Raw genomic sequence first — 16,748 nt, 5'->3', positions numbered from 1 at the left:
AAAATCACGGTGATTATTAACTAATTACCCTCAGTTTACCTGTAATATACAAAAAATTAAAACAACTGTTTGAATTTTCTCCGTAAACCAGCTTAAATAGGCTCAACTATGTCAGTGTTTATGGTCATTTAGTTAACAGTAATGATTTTAAACGCCGTATATTTCGTACGAAGGCAACAATTGCCCGTTTAAATCGTCAAAACCTACATTGAGGACGCTATGAAAATTCTGGTTCCTGTAAAGCGCGTTGTAGACTACAACGTCAAAGTACGCGTCAAGCCCGATAATACTGGGGTTGATCTCGCCAACGTTAAAATGGACATCAACCCGTTTTGTGATATTGCGGTAGAAGAAGCCGTTCGGTTAAAAGAAGCCGGCGTCGCTGAAGAAATCATCGTTGTTTCCATAGGCGAAGCCAAAGCGGAAGAGCAAATTCGTCGTGCAATGGCCATTGGCGCTGATCGCGGCATTCTTATTACGACCGAAGAAGCCCCAAGCTCTTTAGGCGTCGCTAAGTTGTTAAACGCTATTGTTGAGCAAGAGCAACCAGGTTTAGTTATTCTTGGTAAGCAGGCTATCGATACTGACAATAACCAAACAGGTCAGATGTTGGCAGCATTAAGCAACTTGCCTCAGGGCACTTTTGCAAACAAAGTTGAAATTAACGGTGACAAAGTGAACGTCACTCGTGAAATCGACGGTGGTTTGCAAACTGTTGGCTTGAAACTTCCTGCCATTGTAACCACAGATTTACGTCTTAACGAACCTCGTTACGTGAAACTTCCAGACATTATGAAGGCTAAGCGTAAGCCTTTGGATAAAAAGACGGCAGCTGATTTTGGCGTAGAGCTAAAAAATTCAGTAACGACTTTAAAAGTAGAAGCGCCAGCACAACGTGAAGCGGGCATTAAAGTTGGCTCTGTAGCAGAACTTGTCGATAAATTGAAAAATGAAGCGAAGGTGTTGTCATGAGTATTCTTGTCATTGCAGAGCATAACAACGAAGCATTATCAGCTGTCACTAAAAACGTGGTTACTGCAGCTACGGCTATTGGTGGTGATGTAGACGTTCTGGTTGCAGGTTCTAATGTAAGTGGTGCAGCAGAAGCTGCAGCTAAGCTTGCAGGCGTAGCCAAAGTTTTAACGGCCGATGCAGAACAATACGCTCACCAACTAGCAGAGCCAATGGGTGAGCTTGTTAGTGCGTTAGGCGCTAACTATAGCCACATTTTAGCGGCAGCAACTACCACGGGTAAAAACTTTTTACCTCGTGTAGCGGCTAAATTAGATGTTGAGCAGATCTCTGAAATTGTCTCCGTAGAAAGCGCTGACACTTTCCGTCGCCCAATATACGCTGGCAACGCCATCGCTACGGTTCAATCGGCTGACGCCATCAAGGTAATTACGGTTCGTGGCACGGCATTTGATGCCTGTGCAGAGGGCGGCAGTGCTTCTATCGAGGCCGTTGAAGCCGTGGCTGATCTTGGTGTTAGTGAATTTGTTGGTGAAGAGCTTGCCGAATCTGACCGCCCTGAGCTAACTTCAGCAGGCGTGGTTATTTCGGGTGGCCGTGGTATGCAAAACGGTGAAAACTTTGACCTACTTTATAAAGTTGCCGACAAGTTAGGAGCGGCCGTTGGCGCATCTCGCGCAGCGGTTGATGCAGGGTTTGTTCCTAACGACATGCAAGTTGGGCAGACTGGTAAGATTGTTGCTCCTGAATTGTACATCGCCGTTGGTATTTCTGGTCAGATTCAACATTTAGCTGGTATGAAAGACAGTAAAGTCATTGTTGCGATCAACAAAGACGAAGAAGCGCCTATCTTCCAAGTGGCCGATTACGGCTTAGTCGCAGACTTATTTGATGCCTTGCCGGAACTTGAGCAAAGCATCTAATCTCGCTTAAAAATATCATTAAATAAGCCAGCACATGCTGGCTTTTTTTATGCCCAATTTAAAAACCGTACAGCGTTAACATCGCAAAGGCGACCACAGTTTTAAAATAACTGTATTTTTTGTTAATCAAGTAGTCGTTAGCTCAGATTGTACGTTGACAGGGCTTGGGATTAGTGTGATACAGGCGTATAGTAGCCGTTTTTCTGTCAACGATTCGCGTTATGAGTTTATTTTTTAACCCAAAGCATAAAGCCCAAAAAGATCGAGCCACTTTAAAAAAGATTGATCAGACGTTAAGTCGCCAAGGGCTGCCCAGTGCCATTCTTCATTTTGGCTTGTTCATTATTTTAGAAGCCTACTTAAGAGGCAAAACGGGCTATACCATACCTGATACCGTTTACTTCTTTGGTTTTGCGCTCATAATTATGGCGGCTTGGCGTTTTGTCATGATTGCCCAATTTGAAAGCTGGTATGCTCGCGGGCCTAAAAAGTGGCGTGAACGCTTTATTCTTTCAGGCATCTTACATGCGGGTATTTGGTCAAGTTATTTAGCTTATCGCCTTTACACCGAACCTGATCACCCAATTTTGTTATTAGGCATCCTCTATACCTCTGCAATAGCGGCGGGCGGAACCTTTGTGTATTCGCTCTATGGGTACACGGTTAAAGTGTATTTAGCTGTTTTGCTTTTGCCTTTGGTGGTGTTTTATTTAGCTGTAGGTGCAAAGCCACACGATTTTGTAATCGGTATCGCCATATTAGCGCTTTATGCCTACTTGGTTATGACAGCCTCTCGTATTTCGGAGCTCATTTGGAGCTTTTTGAAAATGAATACCGAGTATAAGCTGAGACTTACGGCTTTAGAGCAGGCGAGAGAAGCAACCACCGTCGAAAAATCATCGAATCGACGCTTCGTTCAACAAATACTTTTACGTTTAAAAACACCACTCAGTGGGCTGTTAGGCGTTTTAGGCATGCTCAGCTCCGAAGACCAAGAAAGCGCCAACAACAGCATGCTGACCATTGCTCGTCGATCTGGGTTTTCTATTTTAGATTTAATGAGTGATTTGGAAGCTTTTATTGAACAACGAGACCAAACCCGCGTTCCTAATCCAATTGTTTTTAATTTACGCAAAACCTTAGAACACACGCTCGCCGATATGGGACCCAAAGCCCACGAACATGGCCGTGAGTTGTCTTATTTGTACCACCCTGATGTACCAGAACGCATAGAAGCCGATCCTACTTGGTTATCGAACGCGTTTCGTCGAATGCTCGATTTTGCGTTGGAGTCGGCTGAACAAGGCGAAATTACCGTAAAGATTGGCTTAGACCCAGAGCATGAAGACGATTTGTTAGTGTTGTCATTCTATTTTATGAACAACGAAATAGAAAAATCAGATTTAACCGCCGCGGTAGAACGCCAGATGGCCATCCTGCCAGAAGATGAGGACATTACAGATCAATTAACGCTCATGGTTTCTACGGCTCAGTTTAAAGCGATGGGCGCCAAGATATATATTCGCGCCAAGGGTGATTTAAAAACCATTGAAGTACGTTTACCGATAAAAGCAACGACTCAGCAAGCTAGTTCCTTTAGGCCAACCAAGCATATGGCCGGGCGCTCAATCATATTATCCGATTTAAGCCCATTATCTGAAAGGGCTTTAGCAGCTGAATTCCTCAGCTGGAACATGACGGTTCAAAAGCTTGATTTAGAAAAGTTAATAGACGGCGATAATGCCATAGATACTGATTTTGTGTTGGTTAACCTTTCTGTTGAAGACCAAAAAGCGTTAACTCAGATTCAGCTAGTTAACCAGTTGGCTTCTCGCTTCGATGAAAATACCCATCTGATCATATATGCATCAGAATTACAGCGAAACATTGTTAAGAATTTGACTGTAGACCCAATATTCATTGAAAAACCGGTCCCCCGAGACCAATTGCTGTACACATTAAGGCAAGCCATCGAGGTGTTAGATGATACCGCTGAAAATAAATACCAGTGCGAAAAGCAAGTCAAAGTACTAATAGCAGAAGATAATTTACTGAATCAGCGTGTATTGTCTGCCATGCTCGAACAGATGGGTGCCGAAGTCGATGCCGTGGTCAACGGCCATGAAGCCATTAAGAAGGTAAGTGAAAATGACTACGCCCTGGTATTAATGGATTGTTACATGCCACGTTTAGACGGATTGTTAGCCACACGCGAAATAAGGCAAATTGAATCTCAAACGGGTAGCCATATACCCATTATTGCGATGTCTTCTGAACAATCGGCTGAACAAGAGCGCGAATATTTAGCCGCTGGTATGGATGATTTCTTGTCTAAACCCCTCCAATACGATGAATTAGTCAGTGTTATGCAACGCTGGAGCAGCTATTGATGTAAAGGGCGCGTGAAAATAATAGAGAATCAATACCTTAGAGGTTATCTTTAAAGTCGTTTCATCCAACTAATAAAAATAGAAGGATCTCTCCATTTGGAAAGACAATTACCTTTTTCGTTTGCTAAGCGCCATGGCGTAATTATTGATTATCGCCACGGTGATGGCGCACGGCTTCTGTATACCGAATTAGCAAACTTAGTGGCTATCCAAGAAGCGCAACGAGTAGCTCAAGCTTTATTGCCGTTGGAGTTAGTAAACGATGCGGCATTTTCAGAGGCATTGAACTTGGCATACCAAACCGATTCGGATGAAACCATGCAAATGGTTGAGGGTTTGGGTGAGTCTATGGATTTAAGCTCGTTAGCCGATTCTGTCCCTGAAACTGAAGACTTAATGGACCAAGTGGATGATGCGCCCATTATTCGCCTCATTAACGCCATTTTGACCGAGGCTGTTCGTGAGAATGCCTCAGATATTCATGTCGAAACATTTGAAACACGCCTGTCTATTCGATTTCGTGTAGACGGAGTGCTAAGAGAAGTTGTTCAACCTAAGCGCGCGTTAGCGTCATTATTAGTTTCACGTATTAAAGTTATGGCAAAATTAGACATTGCCGAAAAACGTTTGCCTCAAGACGGCCGAATATCATTACGAGTGGCGGGTCGAGAGGTAGATTTACGAGTATCGACTATACCTTCCAGTCATGGTGAGCGAGTCGTTCTACGATTGTTAGACAAGCAGGCAGGCCGACTAGATTTAAGTCATTTAGGGTTGGTGGATCGTGATTTAACGCTAATGCAGGAACTGATCGCCCGTCCTCATGGCATTATTTTAGTCACGGGTCCAACGGGCTCAGGTAAAACCACATCGCTGTATGCCGCATTGCAATCGCTTAATAGCCATGCGCGCAATATTATGACCGTAGAAGACCCGATTGAATATGGCTTACCAGGAATTGGTCAAACCCAGGTTAACACCAAAGTTGATATGACATTTGCCCGCGGCTTGCGAGCCATTTTACGACAAGACCCTGATGTCGTCATGATTGGTGAGATACGTGACTTAGAAACGGCCGAAATTGCGGTACAAGCCAGTTTAACCGGGCATCTAGTATTAAGTACTCTACACACAAATTCCGCCGTTGGTGCCATTACACGATTACAAGACATGGGCGTTGAGCCATTTTTGCTTTCTTCCAGTGTCATTGGCTTAGTTTCGCAACGCCTCGTGCGCACCCTTTGCCCTGAATGCAAAGAGCCATATCAGCCAGATGCTAAAGAGCGTGAATTTTTATGTGTTGGCCCAACAGAACCACTTAATGTATTTCAACCCAAAGGCTGCAATGCCTGTAAAAGTAGTGGCTATAAAGGCCGCTTAGGGCTTTACGAGCTGGTCAAAGTAGATGAAGGCATGCGCCAACTGATACATGACAACGCTGGTGATATAGAACTTGAAAAGCATGCTCGTAAAACCACACCCGCATTAATGGATGATGGTAAAGAGAAGGTACTGGCCGGCTTAACCACTATTGAAGAAATACTTCGAGTGAATAGGAGCTATTAACGGTGGCGGCCTATGAATACCTAGCGTTAGATGCCCAAGGGAAAAAGAAAAAGGGCGCTCTAGAAGCCGACAGCGCTCGTCAGGTGCGCCAGCAACTGAGAGACAAAGGTTGGTATCCTGAATCGGTAGAGTTATCGACCAAATCTCGCAAACAAGGCGGCGGCTTTTCTACTCTTATTGGTCCTAAACTCTCAGTGTCTGATTTATCACTGGTGACCCGACAGTTGTCGACCTTGGTTGGCTCTGGGATGCCGTTAGAAGAGTGCTTACGTGCTGCAGCAGAGCAATCTGAAAAGATCAAAGTACGCAATATTATGCTCAGTGTGCGTTCGAAAGTGTTAGAAGGTTATAGCCTAGCCAAAGCGCTAGAAGAGTATCCAAGAGCTTTCCCTGTATTATACCGAGCCACTGTGCAAGCCGGTGAACACAGTGGCCATTTAGACGAAGTTATGGATCGCCTTGCAGATTATATGGAAGAGCAAAGAGCCATCAATGCACAAGTATTAAACGCCAGTATTTATCCGGGGATATTAAGCTGCATTGCTATTGGCATTGTTATTTTGCTTTTAAACACGGTAGTCCCAGAAATTGTGGGTGTATTTGTTAATTCTGGAGCCGAACTGCCAAAGCCGACTCAAGTATTATTACAAGTGAGCGAGGCCATACAAAATCACTGGGGAAAAGGATTGATTGGTATCGCGTTGTTCATTATTGCGATAGTGATGTTTAACAAAAAGCCTCAGCGTAGAATTCGAACACACAGATTGTATTTAAAGCTTCCGTTGATAGCGAGAATCTCGAAAGGCTTTAATACGTCTCGTTTTATTGGCACCATTGCTATGCTGTCAAGCAGCGGCGTACCATTGGTGGAAGCCATGAAAATAGCCACTCAAGTTGTGACCAATTTGGAAATTCAACAACGTGTATCAAGGGCAGCGGTTAAGGTCAGTGAAGGCGGCTCATTGTATCAAGCTCTAAAAGAAGCAGGTTACTTTAGACCAATGATGTTGCATATGATTGGCAGCGGTGAGACCAGTGGTGAGCTCGACATCATGTTGCAAAAAACAGCCGATGCTGAAACCAAATCAATTCAAATTCTGATATCCAGTATTTTAAGTTTATTTGAGCCGCTCATGATTTTAGTGATGGGCGTCATCGTATTAATTATTGTGTTAGCCATTGTATTGCCTATGTTAACAATGAATACATTGGCAGGTTAAACACACACCGTTTTTAGTTGTGGAGAAGATTGAAATGAAAAAACAAACGGGTTTTACCCTAATTGAACTGATGGTCGTATTGGTTATTTTAGGGATCATCATTGGTTTGGTGGTACCAAATGTAACCGGTCGAGGAGACGAAGCACGCGCCACGGCCGCTGCAACGGATATAAAGACCATTGGCAATGCGTTAGAAATGTATCGGTTACACAACTCACATTACCCAGGAACTGACCAAGGTTTAGAAGCGTTAGTAAGCAAGCCAAGTGGATCACCTGAGCCTAAAAATTGGCGGGGGCCTTACCTGAAGCAACAGCCAAAAGATCCTTGGGGCAACGATTACGGCTATATCAATGATGGCAGTGTGCCAGAAATAATTTCTTATGGAGCCGACGGAGCAGAAGGTGGGGAAGGCGTGAATGCCGATATCAGTTCGGCGGCTCAATAAAATCAAATGACAAAGTTACCACGCCAAACAATGAATGGATTCACGCTGATCGAAGTATTAGTGGTGATTCTCATTATGGGTGTGGTAATGAGTATGATTTCTCTAGCCAGCCAAACTAAAGATCCGCTCGAAGATACCGTAAAAAAAGCTTATGGCTTTCAGCATTGGTTTTCAAAATCAATTGACCAATCACTTTTATCCGGCAAGGACATTGGTCTGTACTTTACTGAATCTAATGTGCAGGCCATGAAATGGCGAGAAGGCGACCCGATGGAGGCCGAGCCCGACATTGTTTGGGAAGCTCACGGTCAGTTGAGTGCCTTTACCATTCCAGAAGATTTACGCATTGAGTTGTTTTTAGATATCGATCTCAGCGATTGGGTAGATTTAGAGTCAGATTTGCCAGAAGAATCGGAAGGCAAGTTTTTAACCCCACACGTTGTTGTTACGCCTTCTGAAGAATATTTTCCTTCCTATTATATTCATTTTTATGATGACGGTTACAGCGATGAGCAAATGAAAATAATTGCTGATGGCTTTAATCGCGCAAGGGTGAATCGTGAAGCGCGTTAACGGTGGTTTTACATTAGTTGAAGTCATGGTAGCGCTTGTCGTATTTGCTGTTATGGCATCGGCTATTTCAATCGCCAACACGCAAAGCATTGCTGCCGCGAGGCAAATAGAAGAGCAGCAAAATGCTCGTTGGCTAACACAAAATGCTTTGACCGAACTACGGTTATCTGAAGTGTTACCAAAACCGGGCCTCAGTAAAGACAAGGTGACGTTAAATAACAATGAATGGACGGTAGAAATAGAAACCTTTAACGTAGAGGTAGAGATTATCGGTCCGTTTTTACGTCGCGTTGAAGTTCGGGCTTATTTAGAAAACGACGAATCGGCTGTAGATAGATTGCATGCTGTAATAGGGCATGTGCAGGTGACTCAATGAAAAGGCAACAGGGGTTAACTTTAGTCGAATTGTTAATCGCGTTAGCTATTTCAGCGATCATTGCGGTGGTATCGTTTCGGTTGTTTAGCATCAGTGTCGAAACCAAAAAAAGCATTGAACAACAAAGTGATGTTTTTTTAGAATTGACTCGGGCAATGGCAATTTTAGAACGTGATTTTTCTCAAATAGCTCCGTTTCGCCCCGTGCGTAATCCATACGGTGAGTACAATGATTTTTTAGCGGTTACCTACGAAGGCTTACAATTGACCAGGAATGGTTGGGCCGTGAGCCCTTATCAAACCTATCAGCGCTCTACCTTACAGCGCGTTCAATATCGCTTAGCACCGCGCGGCAGTGAGCTATGCGAATACTCAGCAGATTCTGTTACAGACACACCTTGCTTTGTACGCAGCTTCACGGTTCACCTTGATGATGATGGTTCGTTTGAGTGGAAACACCAGGTGATCAGTGAGCACGTGACAGAGCTCGATTGGGAATTTTTGTTGGTTGATGAGGCTACGGGCGAACAAAATCTTGTCTCAACATTGCCAGAAAACTTTGACCGCACACAGCCACAATCGTTAGTAATACACGCCCTTTCAGTTACGCTCACGCTGGACGATGATCGGCGCTTTAAACGTATTATTGCAACACCGAGCCGCCCTTATGAAAAATCTAGTGGAGCGGCATCATGATAGCGCAAAGAGGCATCGCCTTACTTCAAGTTCTACTGATCTTTGCATTACTCAGCATCGTGGCGGTTAATTTGCAACTAGGGCAGCGCTTAAACATTGAGCGGGCGCAACAATCGCTTTTTTATTCGCAAGCCACTACATTACTCGACAGCGCCGAGGCCATTGCGAAAGTTGGCTTAACCCTTGATGCACAAAACTCTAAAACCGATCACCTATATGAACTTTGGAATGTCTCTGAAGGAATATTCCCATTAACAGAACCCAAGGGCATTATAGAAACAGAGTTGAATGATCTACAAGGTCGATTCAACCTAAACTGGATGTCGATGCAAAGCGCAAACCGGGAAGGGGCATTAATAGCCTTTAAGAGACTACTATCTCTCGTTGGTGCGAATGCTGAAATAGCCGATGAGTTAAATATGTGGTTCGATCAAGACAGCGGTGCAGATTATTTTTATCTCGATAAAATACCAACCTATGCACCCTCGTATTACCCACTAGCAGACATTTCAGAGTTGAGGTTACTGAATGCGATAGATGTTGAACAGTACGATAAGTTGGCCCCTTACATCAGTGCTCTGCCACCAGAAAGTGCGTTAAATGTGAATACGGCACCCATAGAAGTATTGCAAAGCATAGCAACGTTTATCGATCAAGATACCGCTAATCAGATGGTGACTGACCGAGGTGAATCTGGGTTTAAAAATGTTGATGATTTTAAAAAATACCCAGTCTTTACCATTAATCAGGATAAATCACTTAATATTTCTGAGTTGAGCGTTTCTTCGCAGTGGTTCGAACTTTATACTTCAGTCACTATAGAAGATCGAACTCTGACTCAGCAAAGCTTGCTATCAAGAAATAATCAGCAGGTAATTGTGGTAACACGTAATAGGTCGGCTCAAGCGGCCAATCGTGCACCAGGAGATCCGATCAAAAGCGGATCATCCAACCAAGGCAATGTAAAAGTAGAATAATAGGCATTTTATGAGCATACAATTAAGCCTTTACTGGCAAGATGCACAAAATATAAGTTGGTATTGGGCTGAAGAAAATTCTCAGTTTAATGGCACGCTTGAAGAGCTGGAAGATCAGGTGCAGCAGCGAAATTTAGCCCAAGTTGTAACGCGGCTATTCTTGCCAGCGGGTTGGTTTACTACTTTCCCTGTACAATTGCCAAAAGGTGCTAAGCGAGTGTCGAGCCAAATGCTCAGTTTCGCTGCAGAAGAATTTATTGCTCAAAACATCGAAGATGTGCATCTAGTAATGTTAGGAAAGCCACAACAAGGAGAAGCGTCTGTTTGTGCAACGGCTAAAGAGCCTTTTCTACAGGTAATAAGCACCCTCAAAACCCGAAATATGAACGTATTTGAAGCCTATGACGCGGGCCAATTTTTGCTTCCACATCAAAGCACCCATGACGTTGATATTCATGTGAACAACGAACAGGTCTCCATAAGATCTGGGCTTAATTTTTCACAGGCACATTACCGTGGATTTCCACAATGGTTTGAGCATTGGCTCAGTCAAAATGGTTTCGAAGAAAATTTGTCTATTATGGTCTACAGCGCTCAAACAGATGGTGCCGCTAGAAACCTGGTGACTTCGCTAGAAACTAACGGTCACAAAGTAGAGTGGGTTATTCAAGAAGACAGTTCGATTGCACAATGGGCCGAAACAGCATCCTCCAGTAAATCGGTCCATAATTTACTGACAGCAAACCTTAGACCGGGGACGTCCAATAAACATGCTCGATTCTGGGTGCCAACGAGTATTGCGGCTGTATTTTCGTTAGTGGTTTGGTCAGCCTATACCGGAATATCAACTATGCGATTACAAGAGCAAGCTGATCAAACTTGGCAAGCCAGTGAAGCTGTCTTTAAACAGGTTTTTGGCGATCAAAAAAGAATTCAAAGACCGCTCATGGTCCGTGAAATGCGTAATAAAGCCGCATCTATTGGTTCTAGCGACTCTAAACAGCCCAATGCGAATGCCTTAACCGTTTTGAATGATTTACGTAGTGCAAACGCTACTCTTCAGTTAGAAGACTTGCGATACAATCAAGATCGCAACGAAACAACGTTTACCCTGGTCAGCGATGCGCAAAGCGATGCATTTAACCACTTTGAAGCACTTAAAACTGAGTTAAGTCGTAAAGGGTACAGTGTGGAATATTCGGCCAGCCAAGATCGTGATGCGGTTCGAGCTAAATTTAAAAGCGTATTAGGAGGTTAAACCATGTTTGCCGATGTAAAAACTAAACTTTCTGAACGCTGGGCTCTCTTTTCTGAGCGTGATCAGAAGTCGGTTATTGTTTTAAGTGTTTCTCTGTTAGTGGCTATCATTATTTTTGGCATTGTAATGCCTCTTGTAAATGCTCAAAACAATGCCAAAAACTCACTCGCTAATGCAGAAACAACATATCAAGAGCTGCTCGCCATTGCGCCACAAGCTCTGGCAAATGGTCAATCGACTCCGGCATTTTCGATCAGCTCTTTAAATTCTGAAATTCGCCGACAGGCCGTTCGCTATGGATTGTCGATTCAACGTTTTGAACCTCAAGGTGATAATTTGCGAGTGTGGCTAGAAGGCGCACGTTACCCATCTGTTGTAAAGTGGTTAGCTGGTTTAGAATCGATGGGTATTACTCAAGCAGAATTGACGTTAGATGATGAGAACAAACCTGGATTTGTATCGGTTCGTGTAACCTTTGCATTACCTAAAAATTGACCTAATTTCGCTTGAATTCGGGTTTAGCAAACATTACGCTAAAAAAGATAATAATAAAAAAGGGAACCTCAATGCCGCAAATCGACCTTGAAGATGTGGAAGTTGTACGCTTAGATGACCGTTTTTCACGACAAGCTCGCTCACTTCTTTATCATTCGTATAAAGACGAACCAACGTTTAAGTATTTGTTAGATGCCCATCGTTCAGGCTATAAGCAACGAATTCGAGCCACCATTAGAGAACTTATAAAGCTTCATTTCAGCCGAGGTGAGTTTGTTTTGGGCGTGATTCACAAAAAAGAAGAGCGACTAATTGGCATCGCATTTTTTAGTGACTTAGAGTTGAAAATGGATATCTCCAACCAATTTTTATGGCGTTGCAAAATGCTTTTGACGGCTGGGTTTGAGGGAACTCGTCGGTATGTTGAATACTTTAATGATGTACAAGACAGTTTACCGGTCAAAAATCATCGAATGGTCAGTTTAATCGGTATTCATCCAGATTTTCAAAAACAAGGCCTTGGAAAAAAATTATTAGACAGCATTCATGAGTTAACTGATAAAGATAACAACTCTATTGGGCTATTTTTAGATACTGGTAATAACAAGTATCTAAATTTCTATCAGTCATTAGGGTATGAGGTATTTGCTGAGTTACCGCTCGGCCCTCAGAAAGAATACATACTGTATCGACCAAACCCAAATTACCAGGAAGCGGCAGCCTAACCGCATTGGTCGTACACTAAACAAATGTTGTAAAAAGGCCGTTATCGGCCTTTTTTTATTGATTGCCACAGGAGCAAAAAGTGATGGAATTTGATTATGATCTACTGGTTATAGGGGCAGGGTCTGGCGGTGTACGAGCCGCACGAATGTCTGCATCTATGGGTGCAAAAGTTGCCGTGGTGGAATCAAGATACTTAGGTGGCACCTGTGTTAATGTTGGCTGTGTTCCGAAAAAACTCTTCGTATATGCTTCAGAGTACCAAGAACACTTTGAAGATTCGGCGGGTTACGGCTACACGGTAGATAGTAAGCCTCAATTTAATTGGGCGACCTTGCGAGATAACAAAACAGCTGAAATTGAGCGCTTGAACGGTGTGTATCAACGCATGCTTGAAAACGCAGGCGTTGAAATTATCGACGGTCATGCTGAATTTGAATCGGAACATTCGGTAAAAGTTGGCGATGAAATCTTCTCCGCAAAAAATATCCTCATAGCAACTGGCAGTTGGCCATTCAAACCGGCAATTCCAGGTAGCGAGCATGTTTTAACGTCGAATGAATTCTTCTATATGGAAAATTTCCCTAAACACGCAATTGTCATTGGCGGTGGTTACATTGCGGTTGAGTTTGCGGGCATTCTTAACGGGTTAGGCTGTGATACTCATATTGTGTATCGAGGAGAGCCTGTCTTAAGAGGATTTGACGAGCAAGTACGAAACTTTGTTTCTGAAGAGCTGAGCAACGCTGGTATTAATTTGCATTACCATACAACAATTGAGAAAGTGGAAAAGCTTGAAAATGGTCAGTTTGAAGCCACTTTTAATGACGGAACCACGACCGTTACTGATGCATTAATTTGCGCGCTTGGCCGAAAACCACTTGTAGAGCCCCTGAAGATAGAAAAGGCTGGTTTATCCGTTGGACATGGTGGAGAGATTGTCGTCAATGACCAATATCAAACCTCTAAAGCTCATATTTTTGCCGTCGGCGATGTTATTGGCAAAGTTCAATTAACTCCGGTTGCATTGGCCGAAGGTATGCATGTTGCCCATCAACTGTTTTCAGACAAAGCACCTCGTAAAGTGAACTATGACCTGATTCCAACCGCTGTATTTTGCCAGCCAAACCTCGGCACGGTAGGCATATCAGAAGAAGAAGCCGCCAAACAGTTTGATCGAGTCGCCGTTTTCGACAGTGCGTTCAAGCCAATGAAAAATACGCTTTCAGGCAATCCTCAGCGAATGTTAATGAAGTTATTGGTAGACACTGAAACTGATAAAGTTATTGGTTGCCACATGGCGGGCCATGATGCAGGTGAAATTATTCAAGGCATTGGCGTAGCACTTCAAGCCGGAGCTACTAAAAATGACTTTGACAGCACCATTGGCATTCATCCTACCGCAGCCGAAGAGTTTGTGACTATGCGAGAACCTTCTCGGTTTGTAGGCAAAAAAGTGAACAATTGAAACGCTTTATGAATAGTCGCTTGCCCATTGATGAAGGTTAATCAGTGAAATAGGGTGTTCTAGGTAAGTACCCCGTTCAATAAAGACACTGTTGCCCAGCGTTGTAATATCAGGCACCACCGTGTGGCCATTAAACACCCAGTCTATATCATTAATAGGCTGGGTATCATTATTCTTTAGTCGGCTTCGCCCCCACAACCAATCGGCTTGACTATGCTCGCTGGCCGTTTTTCGTTCTAACCAAGAAGATTCTGAATATTGGGCGTGACAAACGCCCATCAACTGTCCGCCAACGGGAATCGTAATAGTCAATGGTAAAAATTTAAGGGAGCTTGCGTAATTAGCCACAACGGCATCATCACACTTCAGGATCCAACTACCGCCATTTAATAACCATCGGCTCCAAAGTGCGTCTGTTTGGTGCTCAACTGCATCAATCAGTAGTTGCTCGTGATTACCCATTACACTCCAAAACCAAGGTTCTTCTAATAAATCTAAGCAGGCCTGACTATTAGGGCCGCGATCGATTAAATCGCCTACAGAAATGAGTCGATCTTTATTTGGGTTAAAGGAAACTTCTAATAATGCTTTGTCGAGTTGATCACGATATCCGTGTAGATCGGACACCACAAAGTCTCTTCCGATGCGATTTTCATCTAAGAAGATATGAGGCTGATACGCTTTTTTGATGATTGAACTAGTCATTTCCTAATATCACCATGCTTGCATCGGAATAGCAACCGTGACCTTAGTCACTGTGCGCAGGGTCACAATTCAATATACACTAGCCGAATTACACTGTTAGCTCAGAAAGGATGCACCACTTTGTATAAAAATTCATTTGCTCAAAACCTTGAAGGTATTATCGGCTACTTGTCTTGGGCAATGGTGTGCTATTTAACGCTAAATGACCAACCCACGGATACTTTCTCTGGGCAAATTCTGCTGTTTGCTATTGTGGCGGGGTTATTGTTGTTTATCGTGGGCTTCTATTTTGCGACCCGACCTCAGGTGTCACCTAAAAACGACATTGTTATTCGCTTAAGCGCAATTTTCATTCAATTTATAGCCATTATACTTATTCGAGTATTAAGTGATTCAGGTGTCGTAGTTATTCTCAGCGTGGCATTGGCGGCGCTGCTTCCGATGTATTTAAATCAGCTTTCAGCGTTGCTGGGCGTTTTAGCGCTGATCTTAGTCGACTTTTGGTTTAATCAATGGCACTGGCATCTCCAGGATGCGCTCATTTGGACCATGTTAGCGGCTGCGTTCCATCTTTTTGCTTTTAGAATGACGCAAAGAGTGATTCAAGAGCAAGAAGCCCGAGATGAAATTGCAACTCTAAACCGCGAACTTATTGCCACGCAGGCCTTGCTAGAAGAGTCCTCTAAACACAGCGAGCGCATGAGAATATCAAGAGATTTACACGATGGACTAGGGCACCATTTGACGGCATTAATTTTAAAACTTCAGTATTTAACCTATACCACTGAAGGTGACACTAAAAATGACATCACAGAAGCCTATGATTTAGCCCGTGAACTATTGCAAGATGTAAGATCAACCGTTCACCAAATGCGTGAACAGTCTACTGTTAGCTTTAATGATGCTCTCGATGCATTAATTGCCCAGGTACCTGATATCGACATCAAATTAAATTTAGATGAGGACATCAAAATTACCGATGTCGCTGTTACTGAAGCACTGTTCAGAAGCATTCAAGAAGCCATAACCAATACATTGAAACATTCGAAAGCAACAGAAATATCTATTTCATTGTCTAAAGTGGATCAAAACTTAAGGCTGATCATCAAAGACAACGGTAAGGCAAAACACACCATCATTGAAGGAAATGGCCTGCTAGGAATGCAAGAACGTGTGCAAAACGTTCAAGGACAGGTACAACTTGACTCAACTGATGGCTTTTCGATCACCATCAACATCCCATATAAGGAAGAACTATGAGCGACGCAGGAAAACAAACCATTAATGTGATGCTGGTAGATGACCAGAACCTTGTAAGACAAGGCATAAAATCCCTCTTAAAATTGGCCGGACACATAAATATTGTCGGCGAAGCATCCGACGGGCAAGAAGCCATCGAAACGGTTGAACAACTAGCACCCGATGTCATTCTTATGGATATAAGAATGCCTCGATTGGATGGCATTGAAGCGTTGAAAGCACTTAAAGAGCAGGGTAATGAAACCCCTGTAATTATATTAACAACTTTTGATGATCATGAATTAGTGTTGAACGGTATTAGAGCCGGTGCACGAGGTTTCTTACTTAAAGATGTTTCACTTGAAAGCCTTGTTGAAGCAATAGACGCGGTAAGCCGAGGCGAAACGTTAATTCAACCGGCCGTGACTGAACGCGTTATTAAAGGTTTTACTGAGCTTCAAAGTAATGGCGAAAGCAAAGTTGAAAAAGAGCCCGTACAAGACCCGCTGACTTCTAGGGAAATTGAAATTTTAAGGCTCATGGCAGGAGGGTATTCAAACAAGGAAATATCTAGAGCCATTTTTAAATCTGAAGGCACTATCAAGAACCATGTTTCTAATATTTTAGCGAAACTGGGCGTCAGAGATCGTACTCGCGCGGTACTTAAAGCGTTAGAATTAGGGGTAATTTAATTTTGAATCCATTGATGAAAGCGCTGGC

The 16,748-nt window shown here is 43.3% G+C and carries 18 protein-coding genes; 17 read left to right on the top strand and 1 reads right to left on the bottom strand.

The window, feature by feature from the left end; genetic code table 11:
• Positions 1–219: 219 nt before the first annotated feature.
• From QWZ13_RS11350 to gorA, 15 genes are all read left to right on the top strand, one after another.
• The gene (locus QWZ13_RS11350) at positions 220–972 is read left to right on the top strand and encodes an electron transfer flavoprotein subunit beta/FixA family protein (RefSeq protein ID WP_215999682.1); all 753 of its coding nucleotides are present in this window, start codon (positions 220–222) and stop codon (positions 970–972) included.
• A complete protein-coding gene (locus QWZ13_RS11345; RefSeq protein ID WP_290281870.1) occupies positions 969–1,895 on the top strand; it encodes an electron transfer flavoprotein subunit alpha/FixB family protein in 927 nt (308 codons plus the stop codon). The genes QWZ13_RS11350 and QWZ13_RS11345 overlap by 4 nt, the downstream gene beginning before the upstream one ends.
• A gap of 221 nt (positions 1,896–2,116) precedes the next feature.
• Positions 2,117–4,285 (top strand): ATP-binding response regulator, encoded by a 2,169-nt coding sequence (locus QWZ13_RS11340; protein WP_290281869.1) that lies wholly within the window; start codon positions 2,117–2,119, stop codon positions 4,283–4,285.
• 96 nt (positions 4,286–4,381) lie between these two features.
• Complete coding sequence (gspE, locus tag QWZ13_RS11335; RefSeq protein ID WP_290281868.1) at positions 4,382–5,851, top strand: type II secretion system ATPase GspE; 1,470 nt, start codon at positions 4,382–4,384, stop codon at positions 5,849–5,851.
• Between the two features lie 2 nt (positions 5,852–5,853).
• Positions 5,854–7,071, top strand: a complete 1,218-nt coding sequence (gene gspF, locus QWZ13_RS11330) for a type II secretion system inner membrane protein GspF (protein WP_215999679.1) — start codon at positions 5,854–5,856, stop codon at positions 7,069–7,071.
• A 34-nt stretch (positions 7,072–7,105) separates the two neighbouring features.
• Positions 7,106–7,519, top strand: coding sequence for a type II secretion system major pseudopilin GspG (gspG, locus tag QWZ13_RS11325; protein ID WP_215999678.1), 414 nt, complete (start codon positions 7,106–7,108; stop codon positions 7,517–7,519).
• Positions 7,520–7,525: 6 nt separating this feature from the next.
• Entirely contained in the window at positions 7,526–8,092 is a 567-nt protein-coding gene (locus QWZ13_RS11320; RefSeq protein WP_290281867.1) for a prepilin-type N-terminal cleavage/methylation domain-containing protein, read from the top strand.
• The gene (locus QWZ13_RS11315) at positions 8,079–8,468 is read left to right on the top strand and encodes a prepilin-type N-terminal cleavage/methylation domain-containing protein (RefSeq protein WP_215999676.1); all 390 of its coding nucleotides are present in this window, start codon (positions 8,079–8,081) and stop codon (positions 8,466–8,468) included. Before QWZ13_RS11320 ends, QWZ13_RS11315 begins: the two co-directional genes overlap by 14 nt.
• Entirely contained in the window at positions 8,465–9,163 is a 699-nt protein-coding gene (gene gspJ / locus QWZ13_RS11310; RefSeq protein ID WP_290281866.1) for a type II secretion system minor pseudopilin GspJ, read from the top strand. The genes QWZ13_RS11315 and gspJ overlap by 4 nt, the downstream gene beginning before the upstream one ends.
• Entirely contained in the window at positions 9,160–10,140 is a 981-nt protein-coding gene (gene gspK / locus QWZ13_RS11305) for a type II secretion system minor pseudopilin GspK (RefSeq protein ID WP_290281865.1), read from the top strand. The genes gspJ and gspK overlap by 4 nt, the downstream gene beginning before the upstream one ends.
• Before the next feature lie 10 nt (positions 10,141–10,150).
• A complete protein-coding gene (gene gspL / locus QWZ13_RS11300) occupies positions 10,151–11,398 on the top strand; it encodes a type II secretion system protein GspL (RefSeq protein ID WP_290281864.1) in 1,248 nt (415 codons plus the stop codon).
• A 3-nt stretch (positions 11,399–11,401) separates the two neighbouring features.
• On the top strand, positions 11,402–11,893 hold the full coding sequence (locus tag QWZ13_RS11295) for a type II secretion system protein M (RefSeq protein WP_290281863.1): 492 nt from the start codon (positions 11,402–11,404) through the stop codon (positions 11,891–11,893).
• A 71-nt stretch (positions 11,894–11,964) separates the two neighbouring features.
• Complete coding sequence (locus QWZ13_RS11290; protein WP_290281862.1) at positions 11,965–12,618, top strand: GNAT family N-acetyltransferase; 654 nt, start codon at positions 11,965–11,967, stop codon at positions 12,616–12,618.
• On the top strand, positions 12,539–12,712 hold the full coding sequence (locus tag QWZ13_RS11285; protein WP_290281861.1) for a hypothetical protein: 174 nt from the start codon (positions 12,539–12,541) through the stop codon (positions 12,710–12,712). The genes QWZ13_RS11290 and QWZ13_RS11285 overlap by 80 nt, the downstream gene beginning before the upstream one ends.
• Entirely contained in the window at positions 12,702–14,084 is a 1,383-nt protein-coding gene (gene gorA / locus QWZ13_RS11280) for a glutathione-disulfide reductase (protein ID WP_290281860.1), read from the top strand. Before QWZ13_RS11285 ends, gorA begins: the two co-directional genes overlap by 11 nt.
• Before the next feature lie 6 nt (positions 14,085–14,090).
• Here gorA and QWZ13_RS11275 read toward each other — a convergent pair whose 3' ends face one another.
• Positions 14,091–14,789 (bottom strand): metallophosphoesterase, encoded by a 699-nt coding sequence (locus QWZ13_RS11275; protein WP_215999669.1) that lies wholly within the window; start codon positions 14,787–14,789, stop codon positions 14,091–14,093.
• Positions 14,790–14,807: 18 nt separating this feature from the next.
• On the opposite strand from QWZ13_RS11275, the gene QWZ13_RS11270 reads away from it, so the two are divergent.
• Together QWZ13_RS11270 and QWZ13_RS11265 are read left to right on the top strand one after the other, a co-directional pair.
• Positions 14,808–16,049 (top strand): sensor histidine kinase, encoded by a 1,242-nt coding sequence (locus QWZ13_RS11270; RefSeq protein WP_290281859.1) that lies wholly within the window; start codon positions 14,808–14,810, stop codon positions 16,047–16,049.
• A complete protein-coding gene (locus QWZ13_RS11265; protein ID WP_290281858.1) occupies positions 16,046–16,720 on the top strand; it encodes a response regulator in 675 nt (224 codons plus the stop codon). Before QWZ13_RS11270 ends, QWZ13_RS11265 begins: the two co-directional genes overlap by 4 nt.
• Positions 16,721–16,748 lie beyond the last annotated feature (28 nt).

This window comes from Reinekea marina (assembly GCF_030409715.1).
Classification (GTDB): Bacteria; Pseudomonadota; Gammaproteobacteria; order Pseudomonadales; family Natronospirillaceae; genus Reinekea; species Reinekea marina.
The sequence above is the reverse complement of the archived record's forward strand: the minus strand, read 5'-3'. Positions and strand labels throughout refer to the sequence as shown.